The sequence below is a fragment of the Brachybacterium sp. SW0106-09 genome (assembly GCF_001293905.1).
In the GTDB taxonomy this organism is placed as follows: domain Bacteria; phylum Actinomycetota; class Actinomycetes; order Actinomycetales; family Dermabacteraceae; genus Brachybacterium; species Brachybacterium conglomeratum.
Map to the genome: position 1 here is coordinate 58,431 of NZ_BCAK01000056.1, position 25,796 is coordinate 84,226.

The window sequence follows — 25,796 nt, forward strand, 5'->3', positions numbered from 1 at the left end:
GAAGGAAATGGGGTTGAGGCCTTTCAGGCACCGTCCATATCCGTTCGGCTCACCACGACATCATCGGTCGACGACGCACCCAGCAGTCGATGCAGAGAGACATACCGCTGGCCTTGGGTGAATGCGGACCCTCGCCCCGTCCTGAGATGCGGGATGTCGGTCGACCTCACCCGGTGTCCGTCGTCACCGTGCTGCCTAGGCCGTGATGGGGTGAGCAGGAAGACCTGGTAGACGTCCGAACCCCATCCCTGTGCGAGATCCGTGCCTTCGTCGCTCAATGCCTTCTGCATGGCGCGCCCGAGCTTCTGGTCCAGGACGTCGGCGGATCCCTTGCGTCGTTCCGCCTCCGCCGTACTCCATTCCACCTCGTCGAACCTGTGGATGATCCTGGGGAACTGCCGTCGGATCGACTGGCTCTCGTAGAACGCGAGTTGTTCGACGTCTCGGAAATACCGTCCGACACGACAGACGTAGATCCCGCAATGCTCGTAAACATCCCACGCGACATTCGCCGCGACGACGACGGTGTCGACCTCGATCCTGGGACAGGCGGAGAACGTCTCCTGCCATGACGAACGGGACTTCATCCACCGCGCATACTCCGGCGAGATCAGCTCGGCGAGCTGGAACACCTGGTCCATGGCGTGCGGAACGTCCATCGTGCGCAGGTAGTTGTGGTGCGCGACCTTGTTGCGAGTCCTCCGGATCGCCTCCGCCAGCTCATGGACCTGTTTGCGATTCATGGCATTCGGGAAGGCCGTGCGCAGACCCCGGTTCCACAGTTCGTCATGCTTCGCGCCGAGGAGCTGTGTCCACGTCCCGAAGCTGAGATTGGCGATCAGGTTGTCCCGTGAGTCGGAGCGATCCAGGCCGACGAGCCGGTCCCTCACGTTCTCGATCTCGTTGCGCACGCTGCTCTCGAGCTTCACCCCGCGCTGCAGGTACCACGGAACACGCCGGGTATCCTCGTGAGCCAGAGTCCGGAGCGCGTGATCGATCGCGTTCCTCATGAGCACTTCCAGATGGCCGATGGCGACGAAGCACTCCGCCGCCATACGGCCGTTCCAGTCGTACAGCTCCAAGGCCCGTTCGAGATCGCCGTCGACCTCCTGGAGATACGTCGCCAACCTGACGTCGGTGATCCCGTCTCTGACCGCAGCGGCCATCGTGTCGGTCACGTGCTCATCCCCTCACTCTCGCCATCGGACCCGATACCCCCTATAGTGGACGCAGATGCCCCGGTACGACCTCTGCGCTCAGCGCACGTCGCCGGGGCTTTGCTCTGCGTCTGGCTCGGAGAGCCTCTCTCGAGGTCACGAGCGTCTCCCCCGTCATAAGGAACCTCCGGGGGTCGTCTCGCGGTCGAGGACGTCGAGCAGGTAGCGGCCGTAGCCGGACTTGACCAGGGGCTGCGCCCGCTCGCGCAGCTCCTCGTCGGAGAGGTGGCCCATCCGCCAGGCGACCTCCTCGGGGGAGCCGATGGACAGGCCCTGCCGCTTCTGGACGGTGGCGATGAACTCGCCGGCCGCGGCGAGGTCGTCGAAGGTGCCGGTGTCGAGCCAGGCGGTGCCGCGGGTGAGCACCTCGACCTGCAGTTGCCCGTCCTCGAGGTATCCGCGGTTCAGGTCGGTGATCTCCAGCTCGCCGCGGGCCGAGGGCCGCAGCGCCTTCGCCCGCTCGACCACGGTGTGGTCGTAGAAGTACAGGCCCGGCACGGCGAGGTTCGAGCGGGGCACGGCGGGCTTCTCCTCGAGGGAGAGCGCGCGGCCGTCCTCGCCCATCTCCACCACGCCGTAGGAGCGCGGGTCGCTGACCCAGTAGCCGAACACCGCGGCACCGTCGACCTCCGCGTAGCGGCGCAGCTGGGTGCCCATGCCCTGGCCGTAGAAGAGGTTGTCGCCGAGGATCAGCGCGCAGCGCTGCCCGTCCAGGAACTCCTCCCCCAGCACGAACGCCTGGGCGAGGCCGTCCGGGGAAGGCTGGACGGTGTACTCGAGCTCGATCCCGAAGCGGGAGCCGTCGCCGAGGACGCGCTGGAAGGCGGCCTGGTCCTCGGGGGTGGTGATGATCAGGATCTCCCGGATCCCCGCGAGCATCAGGGTGCTCAGCGGGTAGAAGATCATCGGCTTGTCGTAGACGGGCATCAGCTGCTTGGAGACGCCGAGGGTGAGCGGGTGCAGCCGGGAGCCCGTGCCGCCCGCCAGGATGATTCCGCGCATGTGCCCATTCTGGCAGGCGAGGGGCGGAATCCTTCGTCCGTTCCGCGGGATGTGGCCGACACGGCAGGCGGCGCGGACGACGGGTGCCGGCGCCCTCTCGGACGCCGTGCGGGCGCCCCCGAGGACGGAGGTCCGACGCCTCCGGGGAGACCCTGTGGGGACGTCCGCCGATGCATCGCCCGGGGGGCTGCCCACACCCGGTCCGTGCAGGTCGCCCGGTCGTTCCGGTCCCCGGCACGTCATACGCTGGCCTCCATGACCTTCGCCGGCCTCCTCGCCTTCCTCGGCCTCGCCGTGGTGACGATGGACGTGCTCGGCGGGGTGCTCGCGATGGGGATGCTGCTGCGCGGCGGCACGATGCGGCACCTGCTGGCCTTCTCCGCCGGCTACGTCGCGGTCGTGGTGGCGGCGACGCTGGTGCTGCACCCGCTGCTGACCCTGCTGGGACGCTGGCTGCATCCCGTGCTGGAGTCGAACGACGCGATCGGCGCAGTCGAGGCGGTCGTGGGCCTGGCGCTGATCGGGTTCGGCGTGCACCAGTTCCGCGCCGCGTCGCAGCCGCCCGGACCGCACGGGCCGCTCGAGGAGAGGGCCGCGCCGAAGCGCCTGGCCACCGTCCCGCTGGTCCTGGGCGGGGTGGCCTTCGCCGGGACCGCGCTGGCCGATCCGTCGTTCACGATCGCCGTGGGGATGGCGTCCCAGGAGCAGCACCTCACGCTGCGGATCGCGCTGCTGGTGGTGTGGAACCTCGTCTACCAGCTGCCGCTGGCGACGGTGATCGTCGCCGCCGCCGTCGGCCGCCACGAGGAGGTCGTGGCGCGGGTGCTCGAGGTCTTCTCGCCGCGCCGGCGCATGCTGCAGGCGGTGCTGGCGGCCGTGCTCGCCCTGGCCGGCCTCGCCGTGCTCGCCGACGGGACGGTCGCTCTGCTGGGCGGGCACGTGCCCTGGCTGCGCCAGCTGATCATGCTGCGGTGAGCGGATGCGGCGCCCGGCCGCGCCGCCGCGGGCGACGACCGGCCAGGCCCGGCTTCACGCTCGTGCGAACAGCCCCAGCGCATCCCAGGCCACCCAGCCGCCCTCGGCGAGCTCGAGCTCGATCACGTTCTGTCCCGCCTGGAGCACGGCGGCCGGGACGGGCAGCTCGAGCAGGGCGCGGCGCAGCGGGGTGCCGGGCACGGTCGCGTCCCCCTCGCGGGAGCCGCGGGTCGCGCCGATCGGCAGCTCGAGAGCGGTGATGTGCTCGCCGTTCGCCGCGATGCGCAGCAGGCCTCCGAGGCGGGTGGTGTCCACGAGCCAGAGGGCCAGGTCGTGGTCCTCGCTCGGCGCGCCCTCGAGCGTCACGGTCCAGCGGGCGCGGTAGGCCGTGCTCCCCGCCCAGGCGTCGCCCGGCCCGGGCAGCAGGTAGGGCCAGGCCTCGCCCGGTGCGTCGGTGCCGTCCGTGTACTCGATCAGCGCATCGGGGAACCGCTCGGGGATCTGCGCGTAGGAGGCGGGGGCGAGGAGGTGCTCGAGGGTGCGGCCGTCGAAGTCGCCGATGGTCGCGACCGGCGTCCCGGTCGCGGTGACCGAGGGCTCGGAGTCGGCGGTGACCGGGGAGGAGGCCTCGCCCCGCTCCCCCGCGTCGGTGACGGCGAGGACCGCGTAGGTCCAGGTCTCGCCGGCCACGTCGAGGCCGGTGTGCCGGAAGCGGGGATAGACGGTCTTGGCCAGCAGCGCGGACTCGTCGGCCGTGTCGGGGGCCGTCTCGCCGGCGAGGCCGTAGACGCGGTAGTGGTCGATCAGCGGGTCGAAGCCGAGCGAGTCCCAGGACAGGGAGATCGCGACGAGGGCGGGCTCGGCGGCGAGGCCGGTGACGACGGCGGGGCGCGGGCTCATGGCGGTGCTCCTTCGTCCGGCTCAGGCCGGGATGAGGCGGGGCTCGCCCGCGGGGGTGGTGAAGCGGGCGGTGAGCTGCTTCGGGGCGGTGTCGTCGGACTCGATCCACTCCACGACGTGGAAGCTGGAGACCATCTCCTCGGGGGTGAGGCGCACGTGGACGTAGCCGCGTCGGCCGTCGTAGAGCTGCACGTAGTCGTGCTGGATCCAGTCCTCGGTGGCGCTGTCGGTCTTCGCGCCGTCGCCGTCGGAGGCGACCGAGGTGCACACCAGCTCCACGCCCAGCCGCTCCTCGCCCGGGTCGTCGGGGTCGGCGGGGATCTCGGCGGCGACGTGCTTGTGGATGTCGCCGGTGAGCATCACCGGGTTCTGCGCCTGGGCCATCTGGGCGAGCAGACGCCGACGGGCCGCCGGGTAGCCGTCCCACATGTCGGTGCGGTCCTCGGTGATCGGGACCAGCACCACCCCGTTGGCGAGCAGGTTCCAGGTCGCCTCGGAGCTCGCGAGCCGTTCGCCGACCCACTCCTCCTGCGCGGTGCCGAGGATGGTGCGGTCCTCGCGCTGCTGCTCGGCGGCATCGGCCGGCTCCGCGTCGCGGAACTGGCGGGAGTCCAGAAGGGAGAAGCGGGCGAGCGTGCCGACGTCGAAGCCGGCGGTGATGTCGGTGTCCGGGCCCTCGGGCAGCGCGGCGACGTCCAGCGGCATGTTCTCGTAGAACGCGCGATAGGCGACCGCGATCCGGTGGGCGAAGTCCTCCTCGCCGATGCCGGTGTCGGAGAGGGGGCCGGTGTAGTTGTTCTGCACCTCGTGGTCGTCCCAGACGGCGACCGCCGCGGCGCGGGCGTGGACGGCCTGCAGGTGCGGATCGGACTTGAACAGGGCGTAGCGCAGGCGGTACTGCTCGAGCGTCTCGATCTCGACCCGGTGCGCCTCGCCCACCTCGGCTCCCTGGCGCCACAGGTTCGTCTCCGTGATGCCGTACTCGTAGATGTAGTCGCCGACGAAGACGACCAGATCGAGGTCCTCCTCCGCCGCGAGGTGGCGGTGGGCGGTGAAGTGGCCGTGGTACCAGGCCTGGCAGGAGACGAGCCCGAAGGAGAACGACTCCGGGGTCTCGCCCGCACCGGGCAGGGTGCGGAAGCGGCCGACGGGGCTGAGCTCGCGACCCGCCCGGAAGCGGTAGAAGTGCTCGGTGCCGGGCTCGAGCCCCTCGACGCGCGGGTGCACGGAGTGGGCGAGGCCGGGCTGGGCGAGCGCCCTGCCATGGGCGACGATGCCGCGGAAGTCCTCGTCGGTCGCGACCTCCCAGCGCACCGTCACCTCCTTCAGCGGCATCCCGCCGTGGCCGTCCTCGGCCAGCGGCTCGGGGGCCAGACGGGTCCACAGCACGGCCCCGTCGGGTCGCGGGGCGCCGGAGGCGACGCCGAGGGAGAACATCCCCTCGGTCCCCGGCGGCGGCGCGGCCTCGACGGAGGGGGCGTCGATGCCGAGCGCGAGCATGGCGGCGGAGGCGCCGCTGAGCTGGAGCAGGCGGCGACGGCTGAGGGGGGCGGCGGTGGGCGCGCTGGACATGGGGACTCCCGGTCGGGGGGCAGGGGTGCTCCCTCACCGTCACCGCCGCAGATGGACTCGGGATGAATCGCGGCGAACATCGGTCGGACGATCCCGCAACGCCTCGCCCGATTCCCGACACAGCGTGCTCAGGGCCCCGGAGGACTCAGCCGATCCCGTAGTGGGCGTAGAAGAGGCCGACAGTCAGGATCTGGCGACGTCGTCACGCGGCGGTCAGCTCGACGCTGCGCGTCCTGCGCGCCGGTGGTGCACGATCCGGTGCGGGTCACCCCGAGAGAACTGTCCGCAGAGAGGAATCGTCCGGCGAGCGCTGGCCACTCGGGCGAACCCGCTCAGGCCGCTCGCGCACCCTCTCGCTCCCCCTGCAGCGCCGCCCCGGGCGGGTCTGCCTCGCGCGACTGTACCGTTGATGTCAAGACCGTCGGTCGTCCCGGGCCACGACCGATCACCCGCACGGCAAGAACGGAGCCGAGATGACCGATGATGTAGTCGCGATGGATCGACAGGAGCTCCAGGATCTTCTCCTGCACAGCGACGACATCTCCGCGTTCCTCGAGGACTTCACCGCGATGCTCGCTCGGGAGATCTCAGATGGCGACGCCCCGGCGTGGTGCGCGGTGACTCTGCTGCGGAAGAGGAAGGCGAGCACCGCCGCGGCCTCCGGGCTCGAGGCGCAAGCCCTCGACGAGCTGCAGAACAGCTTCACCGACGGGCCCTGCATGACGGCGATCCGGGAGGACACCGTGATCAGAGTGGGCGACGTGCGCGAGGACACGCGGTGGCCGGACTATCTCCCCGCGGCCGCGGAACAGGGCGTGCGCTCCATCCTCGGCGTCCCTTTCGAGGTGGACGACGATGCCTGGGCCGGCCTGAACGTCTACTCCCCCGCGCCCCACCATTTCGAGGCGGACGTGATCGCGAGCATCCAGCAGGAGGTCGACCGGGCCTCGGGCGCCCTGCGTCTCGCCATCCGCCTGGCCTCTCATCGCGAGGCCGAGCACGACCTGCACGCCGCGATGAGCTCCCACACGGCGATCAGCCTCGCGGCGGGGATCATCATGGGCCAGAACCGCTGCACCCACGCCGAGGCGATGCGCATCCTCAAGGACGCCTCCAACCACCGCAACGTCAAGCTCCGCGATCTCGCCGTCGAGCTCCTCTCGTCCCTGGACCCGGACTACCTCGAGAACCACTTCCGCGCGTAGGACGGCTCCTGCGGGTGCCCGAGGGACGCGGACGGCATGCGGTTCCGGACCGGGCACCACGTCATGGTCGACCGCACGTTCGATATCCATACGATCGGTCCGGCCCCTTCTGGTCGGGACCCGAGCGTGCCAGGGTGGTATGCACTAACCCAGAATCCGAACATCGCCTCCTCGAGGAGGTGGGCGTGATGGCGAACCACATGTACGCCACCGGCCTCGTCTCCCTCGGCCTCTCCCTCGTCCGCATGGGGGATGTCGGCGATGAAGGCCGAGGCCTCCCGCGCACAGGCCGACCGGTGGGGCCTGTTCGTCGACGAGTGGGCACCGACCTTCTTCGCCATCGGCATCTCGCTCAGGCTCGAGGAGCAGGGAGGCCTGCCGCACCGCGACAAGGGCTGACCGCAGGCGCTCATCGTCCTGTGCCGGAAGGCAGGCGCACCCTTCCGAACGTCCGCGGACCTCTGGACCGGGGAGAGTGGAAGCCTTCATGACACTTCACAAACATCAGAACTCCGAGATCTTCCCGCGCATATGCGAGGTCCGTCGATGCACGGCACCACCGCAGACGTGGTACTCCGCCGGTAGCTTCGAGTACGAGATATGCGGCAGGCATGAACTCGAGCTGCGTGCCGGCGAACCCTGCTCGGTCGACGAGGGAGAGATCCTGGTGGGTCAGGACGCCACCGGCGAGCTCCTCGCTGTCGAGGTGGATCGGACGGCGGGCAACGTTCTGCTGCGCCTCGGCCGGTTCGGTGCGGTGAACCAGGTGGTGCGCCTCGACATGCCGCCGGGGCTGGGCTCCGCCCTCGATGCTCTGGGCGCCGACGAGAGCGCCCTCTCCGACCGCTATCGGGACGACCGCTGAGTCACGTCCGCGAGGGCAGGGCAGCCGAGGAGCACACCGCCGTCAATCGACCGAGAGCTGCTCCTCGAGGAAGAAGATGTCCACCTGCATGGCGAGGTCCTTCAGCGGCGCATCGTCGTGGGAGCGGTGCTGCAGCGGCTGCACGGTCTTCTCACGGACGGCGAGGTTGAGCACCTGGGCGAACAGGGCGCGGCCGGCGAAAGCCGGATCCGTTCCGGCACGCAGGAGCCCCTGCTCGGCGAAGCTCGTGAAGCAGTCCTCCAGGATGTGCTCGTGCACCTTCCGCAGCCTGGCCATCCGGTAGCGACCGGGGTGGTCCTCGCTGACGGATTCCGCATCCAGCGTGGCGAGCAGACGAATGGGAAGAGCAGCGGGGTGCCAGAGCTCGACCAGCCCCTGCAGCAGCGCACGCCGGCTCGCGCGCAGCTCCGGAGCGCGGTCGAGTGCGCTCTGGGCGTGCTCCTCGAGCCGGTCGATCACGCCGTCCAGCAACGCGGTCTTGCAGTCGAAATGGTGCAGCATCCCGGAGTGGGAGATACCGATGTGCTTCGAGATCTCGCGCAGGCTGGAGCCGTGATAGCCGTGGTCCGCGAACATCTCCGCCGCACCGTCGATGATCTCCTCGCGGCGTCCTCGAGCACCGGTGCGGATCTCGGGGGATTCCTCACCGGCCGGTCTCGCCGACGTCGTGGCGCCCGACCCTTTCGCGATCGGCTGCGGGGCCTCCGGACTGTCGACCGTGGATCCTTGTGCAGACATCGTTCTCCTCATCTGTGGTCCCGCGGGGCCGAGGCGGCAGCCGACGACCTGGCTGCAGGCGCCGACCGCGATCGATGTCATGACGCCGTGGTGGCAGATTACTGCATATCCGCCCGGACGCAGCCCGTTCTCCACGATCACCTGCACGGAAGCTCGCGACTCGCGGGGTCGATGACCGGCTGCGTCCACTCGCCATCCACGCCGGTCCTCCCTGGTCCGGTCCGACCCGGTCACGATCCGATCGGTCCGTGTCCTTCTCAGCGACCGAGTGCATGCGTAGCGTGCGAGAGAGCGCACGACTCCGAGAGACCCGCCGAAGGTCGGGCCGACCGGTTCCCTACCGCCCCCTCTGCCTCACCACCGATGTCGACGCGCTGAGGAACAGCGGGCACCGCTCGGGGCGATGCTGCTGGGCCTGTACCAGATCTCGCGCGTCCACAACGCCCCACCCCTGCCCGACACGACCACCCGACACCGACACCGACACCGACACCGACACCGACACCGACAGGAGTCAGCACGATGACCGAGAACCAGCACGAGCACATCGACCCGAACCCGGCCCGCCCCTCCCAGGCGGAGGGCGAGGCGCAGGAGGAGGAGAAGCCCTCGAGCGGCGCCGACGAGGAAGCCGACGCCGCCCAGTCCGGCACCGAGCCCGACGATCCGAGCTCCCGCCGCCCCTCCCAGGCCGAGGGCGAGCCGAACCGCTGAGGAGAGGAGGACCCATGGGCATCGGCATCCCGCAACGGCCCCCACCGCTGCGTCCCCCGGGGACCGCCAAGGGCCCGAAGTTCGCCGCGCTCCAGCTCGGCGCCAGAGCCCTCCAGTCCGCCGCCCCGCTGCGCGGGTTCGACGCCTACCTCGTCGGCTTCCATCCTGCGAAGGACTCGCCGGACATGCAGATGGAGGCCCATCACTACTGCAAGGTCGTCGACGACGACCTCATCCAGTGCGTCCTCTTCGACGGCAACACCTCCGAGGCGAATCTGATCGGCATCGAGTACATCGTCTCCGAGTCCTTGTTCGGGAGCCTCCCCGAGGAGGAGCGCGGGTACTGGCACCCGCACAACTACGAGATCCTCTCCGGTCAGCTCATCGCTCCGGGCCTGCCGGCGTTCGCGGAGCAGCAGCTCATGGCCGAGCTGGTGAACTCGTACGGGAAGACCTGGCACACCTGGCACACGGGACGGCATGACACGGGAGGCGGGCATCCGCTCCCCCTGGGCGACCCGATGCTGATGTGGTCGTTCAACCGCGACGGCGAAGGCGACCCTGGCCTCGCCTCCGATCGCGCCCGGGTCCTGGGCCTGGACCCCGACGCGACCCGGGAGCGGCGGCAGCAGCTGCTCGACCGAGCGCATCCTCAACACGGCGTCGACGCCCTCGCGTCCGAGTTCTCCGGCACGACCCCGATCCCCGGGGTGCGGGAGGCGGCGCCCGGGCACGACCACGAGGAGGCACCGGACGCGTCACCGGCTCCCTGGCCCGATCGGGACGGTTGACGTCGGCGCGATCCCCGCGACACCGCCCCGCCGACGCATAGGCTCGGGGCAGATCCGCCCCGCCGTCGGCACCGTCGCCGACCCCGGCACCGGGCGCACCGACTGACAGGAGGGACATCGATGTCCAAGGTCTCGGACGACATCGCCGCCGTGCTCGGCGAGACGCTGCGCGACGGGATGACGATCGCGGTCGGGGGATTCGGCCTGTGCGGCATCCCCAGCGATCTCATCGAGATCGTGCGCGACAGCGGGGTCGGCGGTCTCACCGTCGCCTCGAACAACCTCGGCGTGGACGGCAAGGGACTGGGGATCCTGCTGGAGAACGGCCAGATCGACAAGGTCCTCTCCAGCTACGTCGGCGAGAACAAGTACTTCATGCAGCAGTACATCGACGGGAAGCTCGACGTGGAGTTCGTCCCCCAGGGCACCCTCGCCGAGCGGATGCGCGCCGGCGGCTCCGGCATCCCCGCCTTCTACACCGCCACCGGCTACGGCACCCCGATCGCCGAGGGCAAGCCCGTCGCCGAGTTCGACGGCCGCCACTACGTCCTCGAACGCGCCATCGACGCCGACATCGCCCTCGTCCACGCCCACACCGCCGACACCTACGGCAACCTCCGCTACCGCCTCACCGCCCGGAACTTCAACCCCCTGGCCGCGATGTGCGGGCGCACCACCTTCGCCGAGGCCGAGCACCTCGTCGACCCCGGCGAGATCGGCCCCGACGACATCCACACCCCCGGCGTGTTCGTGCACCACCTGATGCGCTCCACCGCCGCCAAGGACATTGAGCAGCGCACCACCCGCCCCCGCCCCGACGCGGCCGACCAGAAGCAGGAGGTGGCCTGACATGGCCTGGACCCGTGACGAGATGGCCGCGATCGCCGCGGCCGAGCTGCGCGACGGCGACTACGTCAACCTCGGCATCGGCATGCCCACCCTGGTCGCCAACAACCTCCCGGGCGGCGTGGACATCACCCTCCAGTCCGAGAACGGCGTGATGGGCATGGGCCCCTTCCCCTACGAGGGCGAGGAGGACCCCGACCTCATCAACGCCGGCAAGCAGACCATCACCCTCCGCCCCGGCGCCGCGATCTTCGACTCCGCCACCAGCTTCGGCATGATCCGCGGCGGGAAGATGGCCACCGCGATCCTCGGCGCCATGCAGGTCACCGCCACCGGCGACATCGCCAACTGGCAGATCCCCGGCAAGCTCGTCAAGGGCATGGGCGGCGCGATGGACCTCGTCGCCGGCGCCCGCCGCGTCATCGTGATGATGCAGCACGCCGCCAAGGACGGCACCGCCAAGATCGTCCACGAATGCACGCTCCCGCTGACCGGCGTGGGCGTCGTCAACCGCATCATCACCGAGCTCGCCGTCCTCGACGTCACCGCCGACGGACTCGTCCTCACCCAGCTCGCCCCCGGCGTCACCGAGGACGAGGTCCGCGAGGTCACCGAGCCGGAGTTCACCGTCCGCCTCGCGGGCTGAGGGCTGCCGCGCGCCCGGACCGGTCCTGCGCACGGGCCGGTCCGGAGCCAGCGCACGTTCCCGGGCCGGGCCTGCGCACGGCCCGACCGACGGGGCCGGATGCGGGTCAGCCCTCCACGCGCGCCTCACCGCCGCCCGTCTCCCCGCCGCCGTCGCTGGGCGGCGGGGAGTCGCTGGGCGGCTTGCTCGGGAGCGGGATCAGCAGCCCCGGCCCTGATGACCCAGGGGGCAGCATGGGCCCGGGCCTGGGCCCCGACTGCGGCGGCATCGGCCTGATGATGATCTGCCCGCTGCTGCCCCCGGAGCCGTCCTGGACGGGAGTGCCCTCCGTCGAGGTGCCGCCGCCGGGCCCTCCGGCGGCGCCCTCGCCGACCACGATCTCGGGGTCCGTGTCCCCGGGCGGGAGGGTGGGCCGGGGCAGGCCGGGCAGCGGGACCTGCGCGAGGCGATCCGGCGGGGTGGGGCGGGTCGCCGGATCCTTCTCCGGGTCGTCCGACGTGCCGCCGCCCGACGGGGAGCCGTCCGCCGGGGTCTCGCCGTCCGAGGGGTCACCGTCCGAGGGCGTGCCCGTCGAGGGTCCGTCCGTCGCCGGGGTGCCCGTCGGGGTGCCTTCGGGCGTCGTCCCGCCGGTCGCGCCGTCCTCGGCGCCGCCGGGAGCGGTGGGAGATCCGGGCGCCGCGCCCTCCTCGGTCGCGCCGCCTCCCGGGGCCTGCGTCGCGGACGGGGCGCCGGTCTCCTGGCCCGCCCCGATCGGCGCGAGACCGGTCGGCGAGTCGGGCAGGGCGGGGCCCTCGTCGGCGGTGCCGCTCGCGGTCGTCGTGGTGCCTGCCTGGTCCTCGTCGACCGCGGGGACCTGCACCGGGGCCGTGGTGCCGTCGGATGTGGCGGGCGTCGCCCCTGCCGTCCCCGTGCCGCCCGAGCTGGACGGGGATCCGGTCGTCGCAGCGTCGTCCTGCGCCCGGCCGGCCGCGGTCCCCTCGCCCTCCTCGGGCTCGTCCTCGTCGGTCCAGGTCGCCGCGGTGCCCAGCACCGGGCCGCTCACGCTCGAGGGGTCCAGCAGCACCATGCCGCCGACGACCCCGGCGGCGATGGCCCCGGCGGTCGCGAGCGCCCCGGCGTGGGCGGAGACCGCGGACCGGAGAGCGCCGGGACCGCCGCCCCCGGCCCCGACCGGCTCGAGGGCGCGCAGCGCGGTGCGCGGTGCGGGAGCCCCGTCGGCCGCGGGGCCGACGGCGGCCACGTCGGAGGTGAGGTGCTCGAGCAGCAGCGGCGAGCCGAGCACCACCGGCAGCAGCACCGAGCGCATCTGCACGGCGAGGCCGCGCAGCTCCTCGCGCGCGGCGGCGCAGCGCGGGCAGGCCGCGAGATGCCGCTCGACGCCCGCGGCCCGGACGGGCGTGAGGCGGCCGCGCTCGAGGTCGTCGAGACCCCGGGCGGTGCTGCGGCAGAGCGGGGACGCACGGGCGGTGTCGAGATGGGCCTCGAGCCAGGCGGCACGCAGCCCCTCGCGCGCCCGGCGGGAGAGCTGCGAGATGGCGTTCGGGCTGCGGCCCAGCTGCGGGGCGAGAGCCCGGGGCGTCTCCCCCTCGACCTCGGTCAGCCACAGGATCCGCTGCCACGTCTCGGGCAGGCGGGCGAAGGCGGTGCGGACCAGCTGGCGGTTCAACAGCTCGTCCACGCCGTCGGAGGAGACGAGGCGGCCCGGCGCGGCGCGCTCGAGGTCCTCGACCGCGTCCTCGTGGGCGCGGCGGCCGCGGTCCACGGCCTCGTTGCGCACCACCCGCATGAGATAGGGCGCGAAGCCGCGGCGCGGGCCCGCTCCTCGCAGGATCGACTTGAGGATCTTCAAGAACGCCTCCTGCGCGACGTCGTCGGGGTCGTGGTGACCGGGGAGGCTCCGCGCCAGGCGCAGCGCCTCGTGATGATGGCGGTGGTACAGCTCCGCATAGGCGCCCGTGTCGCCTGCGCGCACGGCGTCGAGCAGGGCGTCCTCGGAGAGCGCCTCGGAGGCGCCGCCGCGGCGGCGAGGACCCGGCTCCGACTCCGACTCCGACTCCGTCAGCATTCGGCCATTCCCTTCTCGGAGCCGCGACGTTCGGCTCCACCGGTGACGTCGCCGACGGCCCTCAGGAGGACCACGGGCGACTTGCCCCAGGATGTCCCATTTGCGCGAAAAGTCACCAGTGGGTCATGAATCCGGCGACGCGCGTCACGAAGCACGTTCCGGCGCGTGGAACGGCCAGGGCGCCCACCGGGGGCGGCCCGGCCCTGAACCTGAGGAGAGTCATGAGCAACATCGAGCTGACGGATGTCGACGGGGACGCCCTGACGATCTACATCCGCGACGAGTCGACGTGGATCACGTGCACCAGCGGCCCCGAGGAGGTGACCGTCGGCCCCTTCCCCACCCATGTGGTGCGGTCCGTCGTGGACCGCGGCTTCGAGGTCGAGGGCGGGACCCTCTCCGCCCTGGTCCGCCGCACCTCACAGGCGGGCACCCGCCTGACCGACCAGATGCGCGAGAGGGCCTGGGAGGTCTTCGCTCGGGAGAGCGGCCTGCCGGGCGAGGCGGACCCCGCGGCCCGCGAAGCGCTGGACCGCGCGCTCGAGGCCGCGCTCGCGCCGCCGGTCCGCACCCCGGCGGCAGAGGCGCTGGTCGGCGATCTGCGCCGCGCCGCCGCCACGATCACGGACGTCGAGGGCCTCGCCGATCATCTGGTGGCGAGCGGCTACCGCAAGGGCGCCGCCTCCTGACGGGCGAGGCCGCACCGGTGCGTCGACCCGGCCTCTGGATGGGGATCCGCCGGGGTCGACGGGAAGGGCCGGCCGGGCCGCCACAGCGCCCGGCCGGCCCGCTCCTCGCGCCGCGTATCCTGCGGGGATGCCGCTGCCCCGAGACCTCGTCCGCTCCCTGCCCAAGGTCGTCCTGCACGACCACCTCGACGGCGGGCTGCGCCCCGCGACCGTGATCGACCTGTGCCGGGAGCTGGGGATCGACCCGCCGGGCGCGGACGCCCAGCAGGTCACCGAGCAGCAGGTCGCCGACTGGTTCCACGACGCCGCGGACTCCGGCTCGCTGCCCGAGTACCTCTCGACCTTCGAGCGCACCGTCGCGCTCATGCAGTCCGCCGCGCACCTGCGCCGGATCGCGCGCGAGTTCGTGGAGGACATGGCGGCCGACGGGGTCGTGTACGCGGAGACCCGCTGGGCACCGCACCAGCACACGGCCGGCGGGATGAGCCTCGACGAGGCGGTCCAGGCCGTGCAGGACGGGCTCGACGAGGGCGTCGCGGCGGTCGAGGCCCGCGGCGGCCGGATCATGGTCGGCCAGCTGCTGTGCTACCTGCGCCATCTCGAGCCGGGCGGCGACCTGGTGGAGATCGCGCTCGCGCGGCGAGCCGACGGCCCGCGCCCCGGGGCGCCCGTCGGCTCCGCAGGAGTGGTGGGGCTGGACCTCGCCGGCCCCGAGGCCGGCTTCCCCGCCTCCCGCTTCGGTGCGCAGTTCGCCCGTGCCCGGGCCGAGGGGCTGCGCGTCACCCTCCACGCCGGGGAGGGCGACGGCCCCGCCTCGATCGCCGACGCGCTGGAGACCGGCGCCGAGCGGCTCGGCCACGGGGTGCGCCTGGTCGAGGACCTCGATGCCGACGACGGCGACGCCCTCGGCCCGCTCGCCGAGCGCGTCCACCGGGAGCGGATCTGCCTGGAGGTGTGCCCCAGCTCGAACCTGCAGACCGGGATCGCCCGGACGATCGCGGAGCATCCCGTCGGCCGCCTCCACGCGGCTGGCTTCGCGCTCGCGCTCAGCAGCGACAACCGGCTGATGAGCCGCACCGGCACCACCCGTGAGACGGCGCTGGTCGCGGAGGCGCTGGACTGGGGCGTCGACGAGCTCGAGCAGGTCGCGCTCACCGCGCTCGACAGCGGTTTCGCCCCGGCCGCTCAGCGCGAGGCGCTGCGCGAGGAGGTCGTGCGTCCCGCCTACGCGGCGGCGCGGCGAGCGGGCTGATCGGGCCGCATCAGTCCGCGACGACCTCGCGCAGGATCTCCAGATAGGTGCGTGCGAGCTCGTCGTCATCGGCGTGCTCGCTCACCCAGTCCCGCCCGCTCGCCCGCACCGCGGTGCGGGAGCGGTCCGCGGCTAGTCCGCGCCACAGCTCCACCAACGCCGCCACGTCCTCGGGCGGCAGGACGTCCCCGGCCCCGGAATCGCGGACGATGTCCGCGGCCTCCCCCTCCAGAAGCGCGGTGACATGGCGGCCGGTCGCGAAGCGGGAGGTGGTGGTGACCACGGCATACGCCTCGGTCTGCCAGTCGGTGACCTGACGGTGCACTACCCGCTTGCCGAGCGCCACGACGCTGCTACGCAGGGCGGTCGCGACGATGACCTCCGGCCGGTCCTCCGGGCGGCCGAAGCGTCGACGCAGACGGCACAGGGCATCGAGGGCGGCGACCAGGTGGTCCGCGGTGCGGGTCCCGATGTCGCCGCGATGCGGCAGGTAGGCGGTACGCAGCACGGTCTCTCCGTGCGCGCCGTGCTCCGCTCCGCCGACCCGGTGGTCACGCCGCTGCTCGACCGTCGGGCGACCGGAGGGATAGTGCGGGACGGGGGCGGCGACCGTGACGCGATGACCCGCCGCGATGAAGCGGCTGACCAGCGCGGACCAGCGGCGCTGGGGAGCCCCGTACTCGGGGGCGTAGTAATGGGTCAGGACCAGGATCCTCATCCCGCTCCTGCACCTCGGAGCTCTCCGCGCACAGCCACGACCACGGAGTCTACTCATCGTTCGGGCAGCCTCTGCGTCGGCGCCCCGTCGGGCGCCCGGCTCAGGCGGCCCGAGCCATCGAGCCCGGTTCAGCCCGCGACCGGATCGACCCGCCTGCCGGGAGCGCCGGGGCGGGTGACCAGCGCCGACGCACCCTCCGGGGCGGTGCCCGAGGCGCGGTAGCGGTCCATCCAGTCCGCGGCGAAGGCGTCGGCGTCGGCCGTGGGGACCAGCGCCCAGACGCTCCCGCCGAAGCCGGCGCCGAAGGAGGAGGCGGCCCGGGCCCCGAGCGCGGTCGCGTGCCGGGCCAGCGCGATCGTCTCGGGGACCTGGTTCCCGAGGTGCGTCTCGGCGAGGCGCTGGGAGACGTCGACCGCGGCCGCGAAGGCGTCGAGGTCGCCGCCGCGCAGGGCGCGATGGGCGCGGGGCACGAGCACCGCGGACTCGAGCAGGAACTGGTCCAGCCGGTCCCGCTCGGCGCCCTCGGCGGCGAGGCGGCGCAGCGGCTCCCAGCGGGTCTCGTCCTCGGCGAGCGGAGCGGCGAGGTCCTCCCCCACCAGGGAGCGCAGCGCCCCCTGCAGCGAGGCGTCGGCCCGGCCGGTCTCCCGGTTCCAGCGCTCGAGGATCTGCCCGAGCAGGGCGGGGCCGCGGTTGTAGGAGGCCTGGGCGGCGCCGGTCTTCTCGGCGAGCACGCCGGAGACGGCGACGACGAAGGACCAGCCCTCCGGCAGGGCGACCTGGTCGAGGATCCGCATCGGGTCGAACTCGGCGTAGGAGATCATGCCGTCGTGGCCTGCGAGCATGCCGGTGTGGTCCAGCGAGCCGCCGCTGGTGCCGACGCCGGGCCGGCCGGCGAGGGCCCCGAAGGTCCTCCCGTTCTCGATCGAGGCGGCGTAGCCGGCCAGCGCCACCCGGTCGGGGATCTGCGAGGTCCAGGACTCGGTGGCGGGCAGGCCCGCGAGGTCGGCGAGCGCGAGGGCGGTGCCGGTCAGCAGCGCGGAGGAGCTGGACATGCCGGAGGCGGGCGGGAGGTCCGAGGTGATCGTGAGCCGCGCGGCGGGCAGCGGACCGAAGTTCGCCCCCAGCCGCTCGATGACGGTGTGGACGTAGCGGCCCCAGTGCCCGGCCGGCAGGTCCGGGGCGGTGCCGGCGGCGAGGCGGAGCGTGCCCGGGTAGGCGTCGGTGCTCGCCCGGAGGGTTCCCGTCGGCCCGTCGATCCGCTCGGCGTGCACGGTGACGCCGCGGTCCACGGCGCAGACCAGCACGCGGCCGCCGCCGTAGTCGGTGTGCTTGCCGAGCACCTCGATGCGGCCGGGCATGGTCCAGCGCGCCGCACCGCTCACAGGGCGACCTCGACGCCGGCCAGGCGGCGCTCGACCTCGTCGATGTCGTCGCGGCGCGAGAGGTCCAGGACCCCGCCCGCGAAGGGCAGCACGCGCACATCGGGCAGGGCGCGGACGGCGTCGACGATCTCGAGCTCCCCGCGCTCGGACGGCTCGATCGCGGCGCAGGCCTCGAAGATCTCCGGCTGGAAGACGAAGGCGTTCATGCTGACCAGGGCGTCGGGGCCGGCGGCGGCGAGCTGCTCGGTCGTCGGCTTCTCGAGGATCCGCCGCAGCGCGCCGTCCTCGTGCTCGACGATCGCGAAGGCCGCGACCCGGTCGGCGGCGATGTTGGAGTGCTCCACGAGCGCGGTCCGCTCGAAGCCGAGCAGGGTGGTGCGCTCCTGCTCGAGCAGGGACGCGATCCCGTCGCGGGGGTAGAGGTTGTCGCCGTTGACCATCACGAAGGGCCGCTCGCCCACGGCGTCGCGCGCGGAGGCGACGGCGTCGGCCGTGCCCTGCGGCTCGGCCTGGACGGCGAAGCCGATCTCGAGCCGGCGCGGCGCGAGCTGCCGGGCGTGGCGGGCGAATTCCTCGTGCTCCGGGGCGACCACGAGCACGGCGCGACGGATGCCGGCGTCGGCCAGGGCCGAGAGGGAGTAGTCGATCAGGCGGTGGGGGCCGATGGGCATCAGGGCCTTGTGGCCGGAGGCGGCGGCCGCGGCCTGCTCCGGGGTGAGGTCGCCGGCGCCCTCCTTGCGCATGCGGGAGCCGAGTCCCCGGGCCAGGACCACTGCGGTGTCGATCATCGTCATGCCCCCAGACGGTAGTGCTCGGCGACGGTGCGGGAGAGCCGCTGGGCCTCCTCGGCGGTCTGCGCCTCGGAGAACACGCGGATCACGGGCTCGGTGCCGGAGAAGCGGATCGTGAGCCAGGAACCGTCCGCGAAGTACACCTTGCCGCCGTCGGTCCAGGAGATCCGCTCGATCTCGCGGTCGAAGGCGGGCAGCTCGTGCTCTACGAAGATCCTCCGCTGCAGCTCCTCGCGCCGCTCGGGCGTGTACTCGTAGGCGGCCTCCTCCATCACGAGGGAGCCGTAGCGCCGGGCGATGTCCGCGTAGATCTCCGAGAGCGGCTTGCCGGCGCGGGCGACCATCTCCACCAGCAGCCCGGCGGCCTGGATGCCGTCCTTGCCGGGGATGTGGCCGCGCACGGTGAGGCCGCCGGAGGACTCCCCGCCGATCACGGCATCGGTCTCGGCCATCTTCGCGCTGATCCACTTGAAGCCGACGGGCACCTCGTGGCACTCCTGGCCGTGCGCCTCGGCGACCCGGTCCAGCAGGTGGGTGGTGGACATGTTCCGCACGACAGGGCCGGTCCAGCCCTTCCCGGTGAGCAGGTACTCGTACAGCAGCACCAGCACCTGGTCGGGGCTGATGTAGGCGCCGGTGTCGTCGATGATGCCGAGCCGGTCCGCGTCGCCGTCGGTGGCGATGCCGAGGTCGGCGCCGCGCTCGAGCACGGCCTGGCGCAGCGGGGAGATCGACCCCTCCGCCGGGGAGGGCATGCGCCCGCCGAACAGCGGATCGTGCCGGGCGTTGATGACCTCGACCTCGCAGCGGGCGCTGATCAGCACCGTCTGCAGGGAGGTCTGGGAGACGCCGAACATCGGGTCCAGCACGATCTTCAGGTGCGCGTGACGGATCACCTCGAGGTCGAGCTGCTCGATGATCGCGTCGAGATACCAGTTGATCGAGGACTGCCGGGTGACGAGCTCCGAGTCGCGCACCTCGTACGGGGCCAGCGAGCGGACGTCCGCGGGGTCGAGGGTCGCGGTGTGGGCGGCGAGCTCGTCGGTGACCTCGAGCTCGGCGTCGCGCCCGCCCTCGGTGAAGATCTTCAGCCCGTTGTAGAGGGCGGGGTTGTGGGAGGCGGTGACGGCGATGCCGTAGGCCGCACCGGTCTGCCGCACGGTCCACATGCACATCGGCGTGGGCACGGGACGGGTGATCACGCGGACGGGCACGCCGTTGCCGGCGAGCACCTCGATCGCCCACCACGCGGCGACGTCGGAGAGGAAGCGGCGGTCGTAGCTGATCACGAGCCCGCGCTCGACGACGCCCTCGGCGTGCATCCGATCGGCGAGGCCCTGCGCGAGCAGGCGCACGTTCTCGCGGGTGAACTCGTCGCCGATGATGGCCCGCCAGCCGCCGGTGCCGAAGCTGATCATGGTGGTTCCTCCTCGAAGCCCCAAACGTTCACGTTGTGAACAAACTAGGGCCGGGCGGCCCACGTGTCAACCGCGGGAGCCGGGCGGGCCGCCCGACGGACGGGGCGCGCACCGGCTTGGCCGCACGTCGGCCGCCCGCCTTCTGTACCGCCACGACCCATGTGGGAGCCCGGATGAGTCGCCAGGGCAGCAAAACCTGCTGCCGGACCCCGCGCGACGGGTGATCAGCGGGAGGCGCCGGTGGGGAGGACCGGGGCGAGGAGCGGGTCCGCGAGCACGCGCTCGAGGGCCATGTCGGCGCCGCCGATCGCCGCCGCGTCGAGGCCGAGCGCGGAGGCGCTCACCTCCACCCGTCCGTCCGGGGTGAGCAGCCGCGCGTCCAGCGCCTCCTGCACCGGCTGCACGAGCACGTCGGCGAAAGCACCGAAGAAGCCGCCCAGCACGATGGCCTGCGGGTTCAGCACGTCCACGAGCACCCCGGCCCCCCGCGCGAGATCGCCCGGCAGGGTCCGGAAGCGCTGCACGAGGCGCTCGTCCCCGGCGTCGAGCAGGCCCCGGAGCCGGCGGAGCCGCTCCTGCAGGGGCAGGTGGCCCGACCGCGCGGGATCGTCGGGGTCCAGCACGGCCAGCACGGTGTCGAAGCCGACGAGGGTCTCCCAGCAGCCGCGCCGCCCGCAGCGGCATGCCGCCCCGGCGGGGTCCAGGCCGATGTGCCCCACCTCGCCGGAGAACCCGGACCAGCCGCGGATCAGCCGTCCGTCGGCGATGATGCCGGCGCCCACGCCGATCTCGCCGGTGAGATAGACGAGGTCGGTGATCCCCTGCCGGGCCAGGCGCGGCGCCTCGGCGAGCGCGGAGAGCTTGGCGTCGTTCTCGATCGAGAGCGGCGGCATGTCCGGACCGAGGCGCCTCGCGAGCTCCTCGCCGAGTGGGACGCCGGACCAGCCGAGGTTCGAGGCGAAGCGGACGCCCGCGCCCGCGTAGTCCACGGGGCCGGGCGGGGAGATGGTGGCCCCGGCGACCCAGAGGCCCTGCGCTGCGGCGGCCTCGAGCGTCTGGCGCAGCTGCTGCGCGACGAGGTCCAGGACGGGAGCGACCGGGTGCGAGCGGCCGTCCTGGCCGTCCACCACGGGCGTCGGGGCGGAGGAGCGGAAGCGCACCTGGCCGCCGAGGTCCTGCAGGGTCACCGCGAGATGGTCGACGTTGAGCTCGAGGCCGATGCCGGCGACGTGACCGGGGTCGATGCGCACCTCGGTGCCGGGCCGGCCCACGGTGCCGCGCCGTTCGACCCGCCCCTCCTGGACCAGCCCGCGCTCGGCGAGGTCACCGATCAGCGAGGTCACCGAGGCCTTGGAGAGCCCGGTCTCCTGGGCGAGGGTGGCACGGGAGCGGCCGCCGCGGGCGTGGAGGTGGCGCAGCAGCAGGCTCAGGTTGGCCGAGCGCATCGCGGCGTGTCCCACCGGGGCGGCGCGACCGGCCGAGGCGGCGGGGCCGGGCGTCCCGTCCGCCGCCCCGCGCACGGGTCGGCTCGGTGACGTCATGGCGGCCATCGTAGACGGGCCGGCCAGCGCGATCAGCGCGGCTCGGCCAGCTCGAGCAGGCGGGCGTGGGCGAGCTCGCGCTCCTGCGCGGTCGCGTAGGGCGTGCCCATGTTCATCGCGAGCCCCTCGCTGGCCAGGCGCACCACGAGGGCCTGGGCCGGGTCGAAGCCGTCGGCCGAGAGCGCTTCGCGCCAGCGCGCCGCGTCCTCGTCGACCAGCTCCTCCATGCCCGGGCGGTCGCCGAGGACGGTCAGCAGGGAGGACGGGGAGAAGATCTCGGCCGCCCGCGAGTCCGGTGCGGTCAGGGCGCGCACGTAGGCGCGCAGCAGCTTGCCGGGACGGTTCTCGGAGAGGTCGACGAGGGCGTGCGCATCTGCCCAGAACTGCTCGTTGGAGCGGCGGACGAGGGCCTTCTCGAGCTCGAGGCGGTGCGGGAAGTGATGGGTCAGCGCCCCCTTGGACACCCCGGCCCGCCGAGCGATGTCCGCGAGGCTCACCCCGCTGCCGTGCTCCACGATCATGCTCGCGGCGGCGTCGAGGATCGCGGCGCGGGTGCGCTCGTGTGAGTCATCTGGCGCGGGATGTGACGCACGGAGCAGAACCCGCACGCTCCCGGAGGGTGCATCGGGGCGCGGCGGTGGCATCATTTCGCTCCGTGCACGAGGACACCTCGAGCTCGCCCCGCTCCGACGAGCCCCTCACCCCAGATCCCGAGCGAACCCCTCCCGCCGACGAGCCCGCCTCGCAGGCCCCTCCCCCACCGGCCGCGCCGCCCTCGCCGTCGGCCGGCCCGGACACCCCATCGGCCGGCCCCAGCTCCCCGTCGGCCGGGCCGATCTCCCCGTCGACCGCGATCCCGCCGACCGGCGCCGCGACGCGCTCCCCCGCCGCGCCCCACGACCACCCGCACAGCCATCACCATCTCGACCACCGCGGCATGCCCCGCTCCAGGACCCCGCTCGCCGCGGCCTCGCTCGGCGCGCTCGGCGTGGTCTTCGGCGACATCGGCACGAGCCCGCTGTACGCGCTGCAGACCGTGTTCAGCCTCCACCACCACGCCGTCGCCCCCACCGAGGCCGACGTGCTCGGGGTGATCTCGATGGTCGTGTGGTGCCTGCTGATCATCGTGACCTTCGCCTACATCGGCCTGATCATGCGGGCGGACAACCAGGGCGAGGGCGGCATCCTCGCCCTCACCGCGCTGGTGCTGCGCAAGCTGCACGGGCCCGGCGGGGTCGGTCCGCGCGAGGCGTCCGTCGCGCTGGTGCTCGGCGTGGTCGGCGCGGCGCTGTTCTTCGGCGACTCGGTGATCACCCCGGCGATCTCCGTGCTCTCCGCCTTCGAGGGCATCGAGGCGGCCGCCGCGGTGCCCAACGCCGTGATCGTGCCCGGCGCGCTGATCGTGCTCACCGCGCTGTTCGCCGTGCAGCACCGCGGCACCGGCGGCATCGGGCGGTTCTTCGGCCCGGTGATGGCGCTGTGGTTCCTGACCCTCGCCGCGATCGGGCTGCCGCACCTGCTGGCCGGCCCCTCGATCCTGCGCGCGCTGTCCCCGCACCACGCGATCGCGTTCATGGCGGACCGGCCCTTCGTCGCGTTCATCGCGCTCGGCGCGGTGGTCCTCGCGATCACCGGCGCGGAGGCGCTGTACGCCGACATGGGCCACTTCGGGCGCCGCCCGATCGCGGTCGCCTGGCTCGCGCTGGTGCTCCCGGCGCTGGTGATCAACTACCTGGGCCAGGGCGCGCTGATCCTCGCCGACCCCGCCGCGATCGCGAACCCCTTCTTCACCCTCGTGCCCGAGGCCCTGCGGATCCCGCTGGTGGCGCTCTCGGCCGTCGCGACGGTGATCGCCTCCCAGGCCGTGATCTCCGGGGCGTTCTCGGTGGCGCGGCAGGCGACGCGGCTGTCGCTGCTGCCGCGGCTCAAGGTCACCCAGACCTCCCTCGAGCACGGCGGCCAGGTCTACCTCCCCGCCATCAACCTGCTGCTCTTCGCCGGGGTGGTCACCCTGGTGCTCGTCTTCCGCCGCTCCGAGGCGCTCGCTGCGGCCTACGGCCTGGCCGTCACCGCGACGATCCTGCTGGTGCTCGCGCTGTACCTGCTGTACGCGCGACGGATCCTGCACCGGCCGCTGTGGCAGGTGGTGGCGCTCGCGGCGGTCGTGGGCGGGCTCGAGCTGCTGCTGCTCGCCGCGAACATCGTCAAGATCCCCGCCGGAGGCTGGATCTCGCTGGTCATCGCCGCCGCGCTCACCACGATCATGCTGGTGTGGCATCGCGGGGCTCGGATCCTCTTCGGCCGCCGACGGGAGCTCGAGGGGCCGCTCGAGCAGTTCGTCGCCGGTCCCGAGTGCGCGGTGCGACGGGTGCCGGGCCTGGTCGTCTACCCGCACGGCGATCCGACCACCGTGCCGCTCGCGCTGCGCACCGGGGTGGAGATGAACCGGGTGCTCCACGAGCACGTCGTCATCGTGACGATGAAGCACATCGGGGTGCCGCACGCCCACCGCGACGACCGGGTCCATGCCCGCGAGATCGGGCCGGGGATCGTGCAGGTGACCTACCTGGTCGGCTTCCACGACTCGCAGGACGTCCCCTCCGCGCTGCGCACCGCCGTCGCGCTGCTCGGGCACCCGCACGAGGCGGACTGCCCCGACGACTGCCGGCGGCATCTGCCCGCGCTCGCGGTCGACGCGGACGAGGCGATGTACGTGCTGTCGGTGTTCCGCATCGAGGCCGGGCAGGAGCCAGTCATGCCGCGCTGGCAGAAGCGGCTCGTGCGCCTTCTCGAGAAGGGCTCCGCGAACCGCACCCAGGTGCTGCATCTGCCGCCGTCGCGCACCGTGGTGATGGGCGCCGAGACGGTGCTCTAGCTGTACTGACCGGGCACGTTGATCGACCCGATCGAGTTCAGTCCAAGGTGACGCTGGCGGAGGTGTCCGGTGGTGTGCCGATCTCGTCGACGGTGTGGCCCGAGCATGGATGGCGCGTGAGCGTAGCTTTGCGAATGCGGTCGAGAGAGAACCACCGCACAGCGCCGCGCAGTCGACACCACCCGATGAGGTACCAGCTACCACGGGTGCTGGCGAACAGAATGGGCTCGACGTCGCGACGGGTGTGCTCGCCAGCGGCGGAGACGAAGTGGATGCGCAGCACTCGTTGATCTGTCATGGCCTGTTCGCAGGTCGAGAGGACGGACCGAGAGGAGCTGGGGGGCGAGTCGACCCAGACGCGCTGAGCGAGCTCGCTCACTTGCTCGCGAGTGTGCGGGTCGAGGACATCCATGATCTTGCGGACGGCGGCTGCCGCGAGATCCGAGTACGGCGCATCGGGTGCGGCCTTGACCGCTGCCAGCAGTGCCAAGGCTTGAGCCGGTGACAACGCGATCGGCGGCAGGGAGCCACCTTCTACGATCCCGTACCCGCCGCCTGGACCAGGGCGGGACCACAGCGGCACCCCGGAAGCTTCGAGTGCCGTCAGGTCTCGTTTGATGGTCCGGACAGACACCCCGAACTCACGGGCAAGTCCCCCAGCACTCCTCCCACGCTTCCCGCTGCGCCTGAGGGCCTCCGACAGCGCGTGGAGGCGTTCCGAACGCTTCATCAGGAAACCATCGCCATATTCATGTCATAAATAGTGCCACTCCGTTGTCCAGGAGCCCTGCCAGCATCGAGCACATGACATCAAACGCAACGGACCAACCGCACGTGATCCTCGTTCCCGGCTACTGGCTAGGCGCCTGGGCCTGGGATGACGTGGTGCCCGCCCTGAAGGAGCAGGGGCTCGACGTCGAGGCCATCACTCCGTCGGGCCTCGACGAGCAGGATCCCAATCGGAAGAACACCACTCTGCAGGACCAGGTCGATGCCCTCCAGGCCCTTGTCGAACAGGCCGGCGGCGACGTCGTTCTCGTGGGGCATAGCGGCGCCAACGCCGCGGTGAGCACCGTCACGGACAGAACCCCCCAGTTGCTCCGCCGGGTCATCTGGGTCGATTCCGGGCCCATGCCAGACGGAGGAGCCTTCGCGCCGGAGCTCCCGCAGGACATCGAGGAGCTCCCGCTGCCCGACTTTGACACGCTCGGTCAGCAGGCCAGCCTAGAAGGGCTCAGCGACAGTCAGCTCAAGACCTTCCGCGCGCGCGCTGTCCCCGAGCCTGCAGGTGTCGCCCGCGCCACGGTCTCCTTGACCAATGATCGGCGCCACAGTGTGCCGACCACCCTGATCTGCTGCTCCCTGCCGTCCAACCAGGTCCTTGAGCTGGCCCAGGCACGACACCCCATGTTCGCCGCCGTCAACGACCTGATCGACGTCCAGATCGTCGACCTGCCCACTGGGCACTGGCCGATGTGGAGCCGCTCCGAAGATCTGGCCAACGCGATCGCCGCCGCCGCTCTCGCCTCCTGAGTTCCTCGTCACCGATGAAGGGGGTCAGCCACTGCCGCTG

General features: G+C 72.3%; 25 protein-coding genes and 1 pseudogene. 12 read left to right on the forward strand and 14 right to left on the reverse strand.

Annotated features, from left to right (window positions below; translation table 11 throughout):
- Window positions 1-23: 23 nt before the first annotated feature.
- Both Y09_RS15255 and rfbA read right to left on the reverse strand, forming a co-directional pair.
- Window positions 24-1,178, reverse strand: coding sequence for an Abi family protein (locus tag Y09_RS15255; RefSeq protein ID WP_053918721.1), 1,155 nt, complete (start codon window positions 1,176-1,178; stop codon window positions 24-26).
- Window positions 1,179-1,331: 153 nt separating this feature from the next.
- Window positions 1,332-2,219 carry a glucose-1-phosphate thymidylyltransferase RfbA gene (gene rfbA, locus Y09_RS15260; protein WP_053918722.1) on the reverse strand — a complete coding sequence of 296 codons (888 nt, stop codon included), beginning with the start codon at window positions 2,217-2,219 and terminating at the stop codon, window positions 1,332-1,334.
- A gap of 255 nt (window positions 2,220-2,474) precedes the next feature.
- Between rfbA and Y09_RS15265 the strand changes: the two genes are divergently transcribed.
- A complete protein-coding gene (locus Y09_RS15265) occupies window positions 2,475-3,194 on the forward strand; it encodes a GAP family protein (protein WP_053918723.1) in 720 nt (239 codons plus the stop codon).
- 54 nt (window positions 3,195-3,248) lie between these two features.
- Here Y09_RS15265 and Y09_RS15270 read toward each other — a convergent pair whose 3' ends face one another.
- Together Y09_RS15270 and Y09_RS15275 are read right to left on the reverse strand one after the other, a co-directional pair.
- A complete protein-coding gene (locus Y09_RS15270; protein WP_053918724.1) occupies window positions 3,249-4,094 on the reverse strand; it encodes a polysaccharide lyase family protein in 846 nt (281 codons plus the stop codon).
- A 21-nt stretch (window positions 4,095-4,115) separates the two neighbouring features.
- Window positions 4,116-5,666 carry an alkaline phosphatase gene (locus tag Y09_RS15275; RefSeq protein ID WP_053918725.1) on the reverse strand — a complete coding sequence of 517 codons (1,551 nt, stop codon included), beginning with the start codon at window positions 5,664-5,666 and terminating at the stop codon, window positions 4,116-4,118.
- 473 nt (window positions 5,667-6,139) lie between these two features.
- Here Y09_RS15275 and Y09_RS15280 point away from each other — a divergent pair, with 473 nt between their 5' ends.
- From Y09_RS15280 to Y09_RS17360, 3 genes are all read left to right on the forward strand, one after another.
- Window positions 6,140-6,871: a GAF and ANTAR domain-containing protein gene (locus Y09_RS15280; protein ID WP_053918726.1), complete on the forward strand. Its 732-nt coding sequence runs from the start codon at window positions 6,140-6,142 to the stop codon at window positions 6,869-6,871.
- 261 nt (window positions 6,872-7,132) lie between these two features.
- Complete coding sequence (locus Y09_RS15285) at window positions 7,133-7,270, forward strand: hypothetical protein (RefSeq protein WP_200716837.1); 138 nt, start codon at window positions 7,133-7,135, stop codon at window positions 7,268-7,270.
- Window positions 7,271-7,346: 76 nt separating this feature from the next.
- A complete protein-coding gene (locus Y09_RS17360; RefSeq protein WP_148639692.1) occupies window positions 7,347-7,736 on the forward strand; it encodes a hypothetical protein in 390 nt (129 codons plus the stop codon).
- A 42-nt stretch (window positions 7,737-7,778) separates the two neighbouring features.
- Here Y09_RS17360 and Y09_RS15295 read toward each other — a convergent pair whose 3' ends face one another.
- Entirely contained in the window at window positions 7,779-8,495 is a 717-nt protein-coding gene (locus Y09_RS15295) for a TetR/AcrR family transcriptional regulator (RefSeq protein ID WP_234695765.1), read from the reverse strand.
- A gap of 522 nt (window positions 8,496-9,017) precedes the next feature.
- On the opposite strand from Y09_RS15295, the gene Y09_RS15300 reads away from it, so the two are divergent.
- From Y09_RS15300 to Y09_RS15315, 4 genes are all read left to right on the forward strand, one after another.
- Window positions 9,018-9,209 carry a hypothetical protein gene (locus Y09_RS15300; protein ID WP_053918729.1) on the forward strand — a complete coding sequence of 64 codons (192 nt, stop codon included), beginning with the start codon at window positions 9,018-9,020 and terminating at the stop codon, window positions 9,207-9,209.
- 14 nt (window positions 9,210-9,223) lie between these two features.
- Window positions 9,224-10,000 carry an OBAP family protein gene (locus Y09_RS15305; RefSeq protein ID WP_053918730.1) on the forward strand — a complete coding sequence of 259 codons (777 nt, stop codon included), beginning with the start codon at window positions 9,224-9,226 and terminating at the stop codon, window positions 9,998-10,000.
- Window positions 10,001-10,120: 120 nt separating this feature from the next.
- Entirely contained in the window at window positions 10,121-10,849 is a 729-nt protein-coding gene (locus Y09_RS15310) for a CoA transferase subunit A (protein WP_053918731.1), read from the forward strand.
- A gap of 1 nt (window position 10,850) precedes the next feature.
- Window positions 10,851-11,492, forward strand: a complete 642-nt coding sequence (locus Y09_RS15315; RefSeq protein ID WP_053918732.1) for a CoA transferase subunit B — start codon at window positions 10,851-10,853, stop codon at window positions 11,490-11,492.
- Between the two features lie 106 nt (window positions 11,493-11,598).
- Here Y09_RS15315 and Y09_RS15320 read toward each other — a convergent pair whose 3' ends face one another.
- Window positions 11,599-13,557, reverse strand: coding sequence for a sigma-70 family RNA polymerase sigma factor (locus tag Y09_RS15320; protein WP_053918733.1), 1,959 nt, complete (start codon window positions 13,555-13,557; stop codon window positions 11,599-11,601).
- A gap of 221 nt (window positions 13,558-13,778) precedes the next feature.
- Between Y09_RS15320 and Y09_RS15325 the strand changes: the two genes are divergently transcribed.
- The gene (locus Y09_RS15325) at window positions 13,779-14,246 is read left to right on the forward strand and encodes a hypothetical protein (protein WP_053918734.1); all 468 of its coding nucleotides are present in this window, start codon (window positions 13,779-13,781) and stop codon (window positions 14,244-14,246) included.
- Between the two features lie 127 nt (window positions 14,247-14,373).
- Window positions 14,374-15,498, forward strand: a complete 1,125-nt coding sequence (locus tag Y09_RS15330; RefSeq protein WP_053918735.1) for an adenosine deaminase — start codon at window positions 14,374-14,376, stop codon at window positions 15,496-15,498.
- Window positions 15,499-15,508: 10 nt separating this feature from the next.
- On the opposite strand, the gene Y09_RS15335 is transcribed toward Y09_RS15330, so the two are convergent.
- The 6 genes from Y09_RS15335 to Y09_RS15360 all read right to left on the reverse strand — a co-directional run bounded on the left by Y09_RS15335 (window position 15,509) and on the right by Y09_RS15360 (window position 21,956).
- Entirely contained in the window at window positions 15,509-16,216 is a 708-nt protein-coding gene (locus Y09_RS15335) for a hypothetical protein (protein ID WP_053918736.1), read from the reverse strand.
- 128 nt (window positions 16,217-16,344) lie between these two features.
- The gene (locus Y09_RS15340; RefSeq protein WP_200716839.1) at window positions 16,345-17,598 is read right to left on the reverse strand and encodes a galactokinase family protein; all 1,254 of its coding nucleotides are present in this window, start codon (window positions 17,596-17,598) and stop codon (window positions 16,345-16,347) included.
- On the reverse strand, window positions 17,595-18,392 hold the full coding sequence (locus tag Y09_RS15345) for a sugar phosphate nucleotidyltransferase (protein ID WP_053918737.1): 798 nt from the start codon (window positions 18,390-18,392) through the stop codon (window positions 17,595-17,597). The genes Y09_RS15340 and Y09_RS15345 overlap by 4 nt, the downstream gene beginning before the upstream one ends.
- The gene (locus tag Y09_RS15350; RefSeq protein ID WP_053918738.1) at window positions 18,389-19,807 is read right to left on the reverse strand and encodes a phosphoglucomutase/phosphomannomutase family protein; all 1,419 of its coding nucleotides are present in this window, start codon (window positions 19,805-19,807) and stop codon (window positions 18,389-18,391) included. The genes Y09_RS15345 and Y09_RS15350 overlap by 4 nt, the downstream gene beginning before the upstream one ends.
- Before the next feature lie 224 nt (window positions 19,808-20,031).
- Entirely contained in the window at window positions 20,032-21,348 is a 1,317-nt protein-coding gene (locus Y09_RS15355; protein WP_234695766.1) for an ROK family transcriptional regulator, read from the reverse strand.
- A gap of 32 nt (window positions 21,349-21,380) precedes the next feature.
- Window positions 21,381-21,956, reverse strand: a complete 576-nt coding sequence (locus tag Y09_RS15360; protein WP_053918740.1) for a TetR/AcrR family transcriptional regulator — start codon at window positions 21,954-21,956, stop codon at window positions 21,381-21,383.
- A 47-nt stretch (window positions 21,957-22,003) separates the two neighbouring features.
- Between Y09_RS15360 and Y09_RS15365 the strand changes: the two genes are divergently transcribed.
- Window positions 22,004-24,223: a potassium transporter Kup gene (locus Y09_RS15365; protein ID WP_082358913.1), complete on the forward strand. Its 2,220-nt coding sequence runs from the start codon at window positions 22,004-22,006 to the stop codon at window positions 24,221-24,223.
- A 37-nt stretch (window positions 24,224-24,260) separates the two neighbouring features.
- On the opposite strand, the gene Y09_RS15370 is transcribed toward Y09_RS15365, so the two are convergent.
- Together Y09_RS15370 and Y09_RS18255 are read right to left on the reverse strand one after the other, a co-directional pair.
- Window positions 24,261-24,713: a helix-turn-helix transcriptional regulator gene (locus Y09_RS15370; protein ID WP_371440371.1), complete on the reverse strand. Its 453-nt coding sequence runs from the start codon at window positions 24,711-24,713 to the stop codon at window positions 24,261-24,263.
- A 66-nt stretch (window positions 24,714-24,779) separates the two neighbouring features.
- A pseudogene (locus Y09_RS18255) lies at window positions 24,780-24,953 on the reverse strand (HTH domain-containing protein); the annotation flags it as partial.
- 74 nt (window positions 24,954-25,027) lie between these two features.
- Between Y09_RS18255 and Y09_RS15375 the strand changes: the two are divergent.
- Window positions 25,028-25,756 carry an alpha/beta fold hydrolase gene (locus tag Y09_RS15375; protein ID WP_053918742.1) on the forward strand — a complete coding sequence of 243 codons (729 nt, stop codon included), beginning with the start codon at window positions 25,028-25,030 and terminating at the stop codon, window positions 25,754-25,756.
- The last annotated feature ends 40 nt before the right edge of the window (window positions 25,757-25,796 follow it).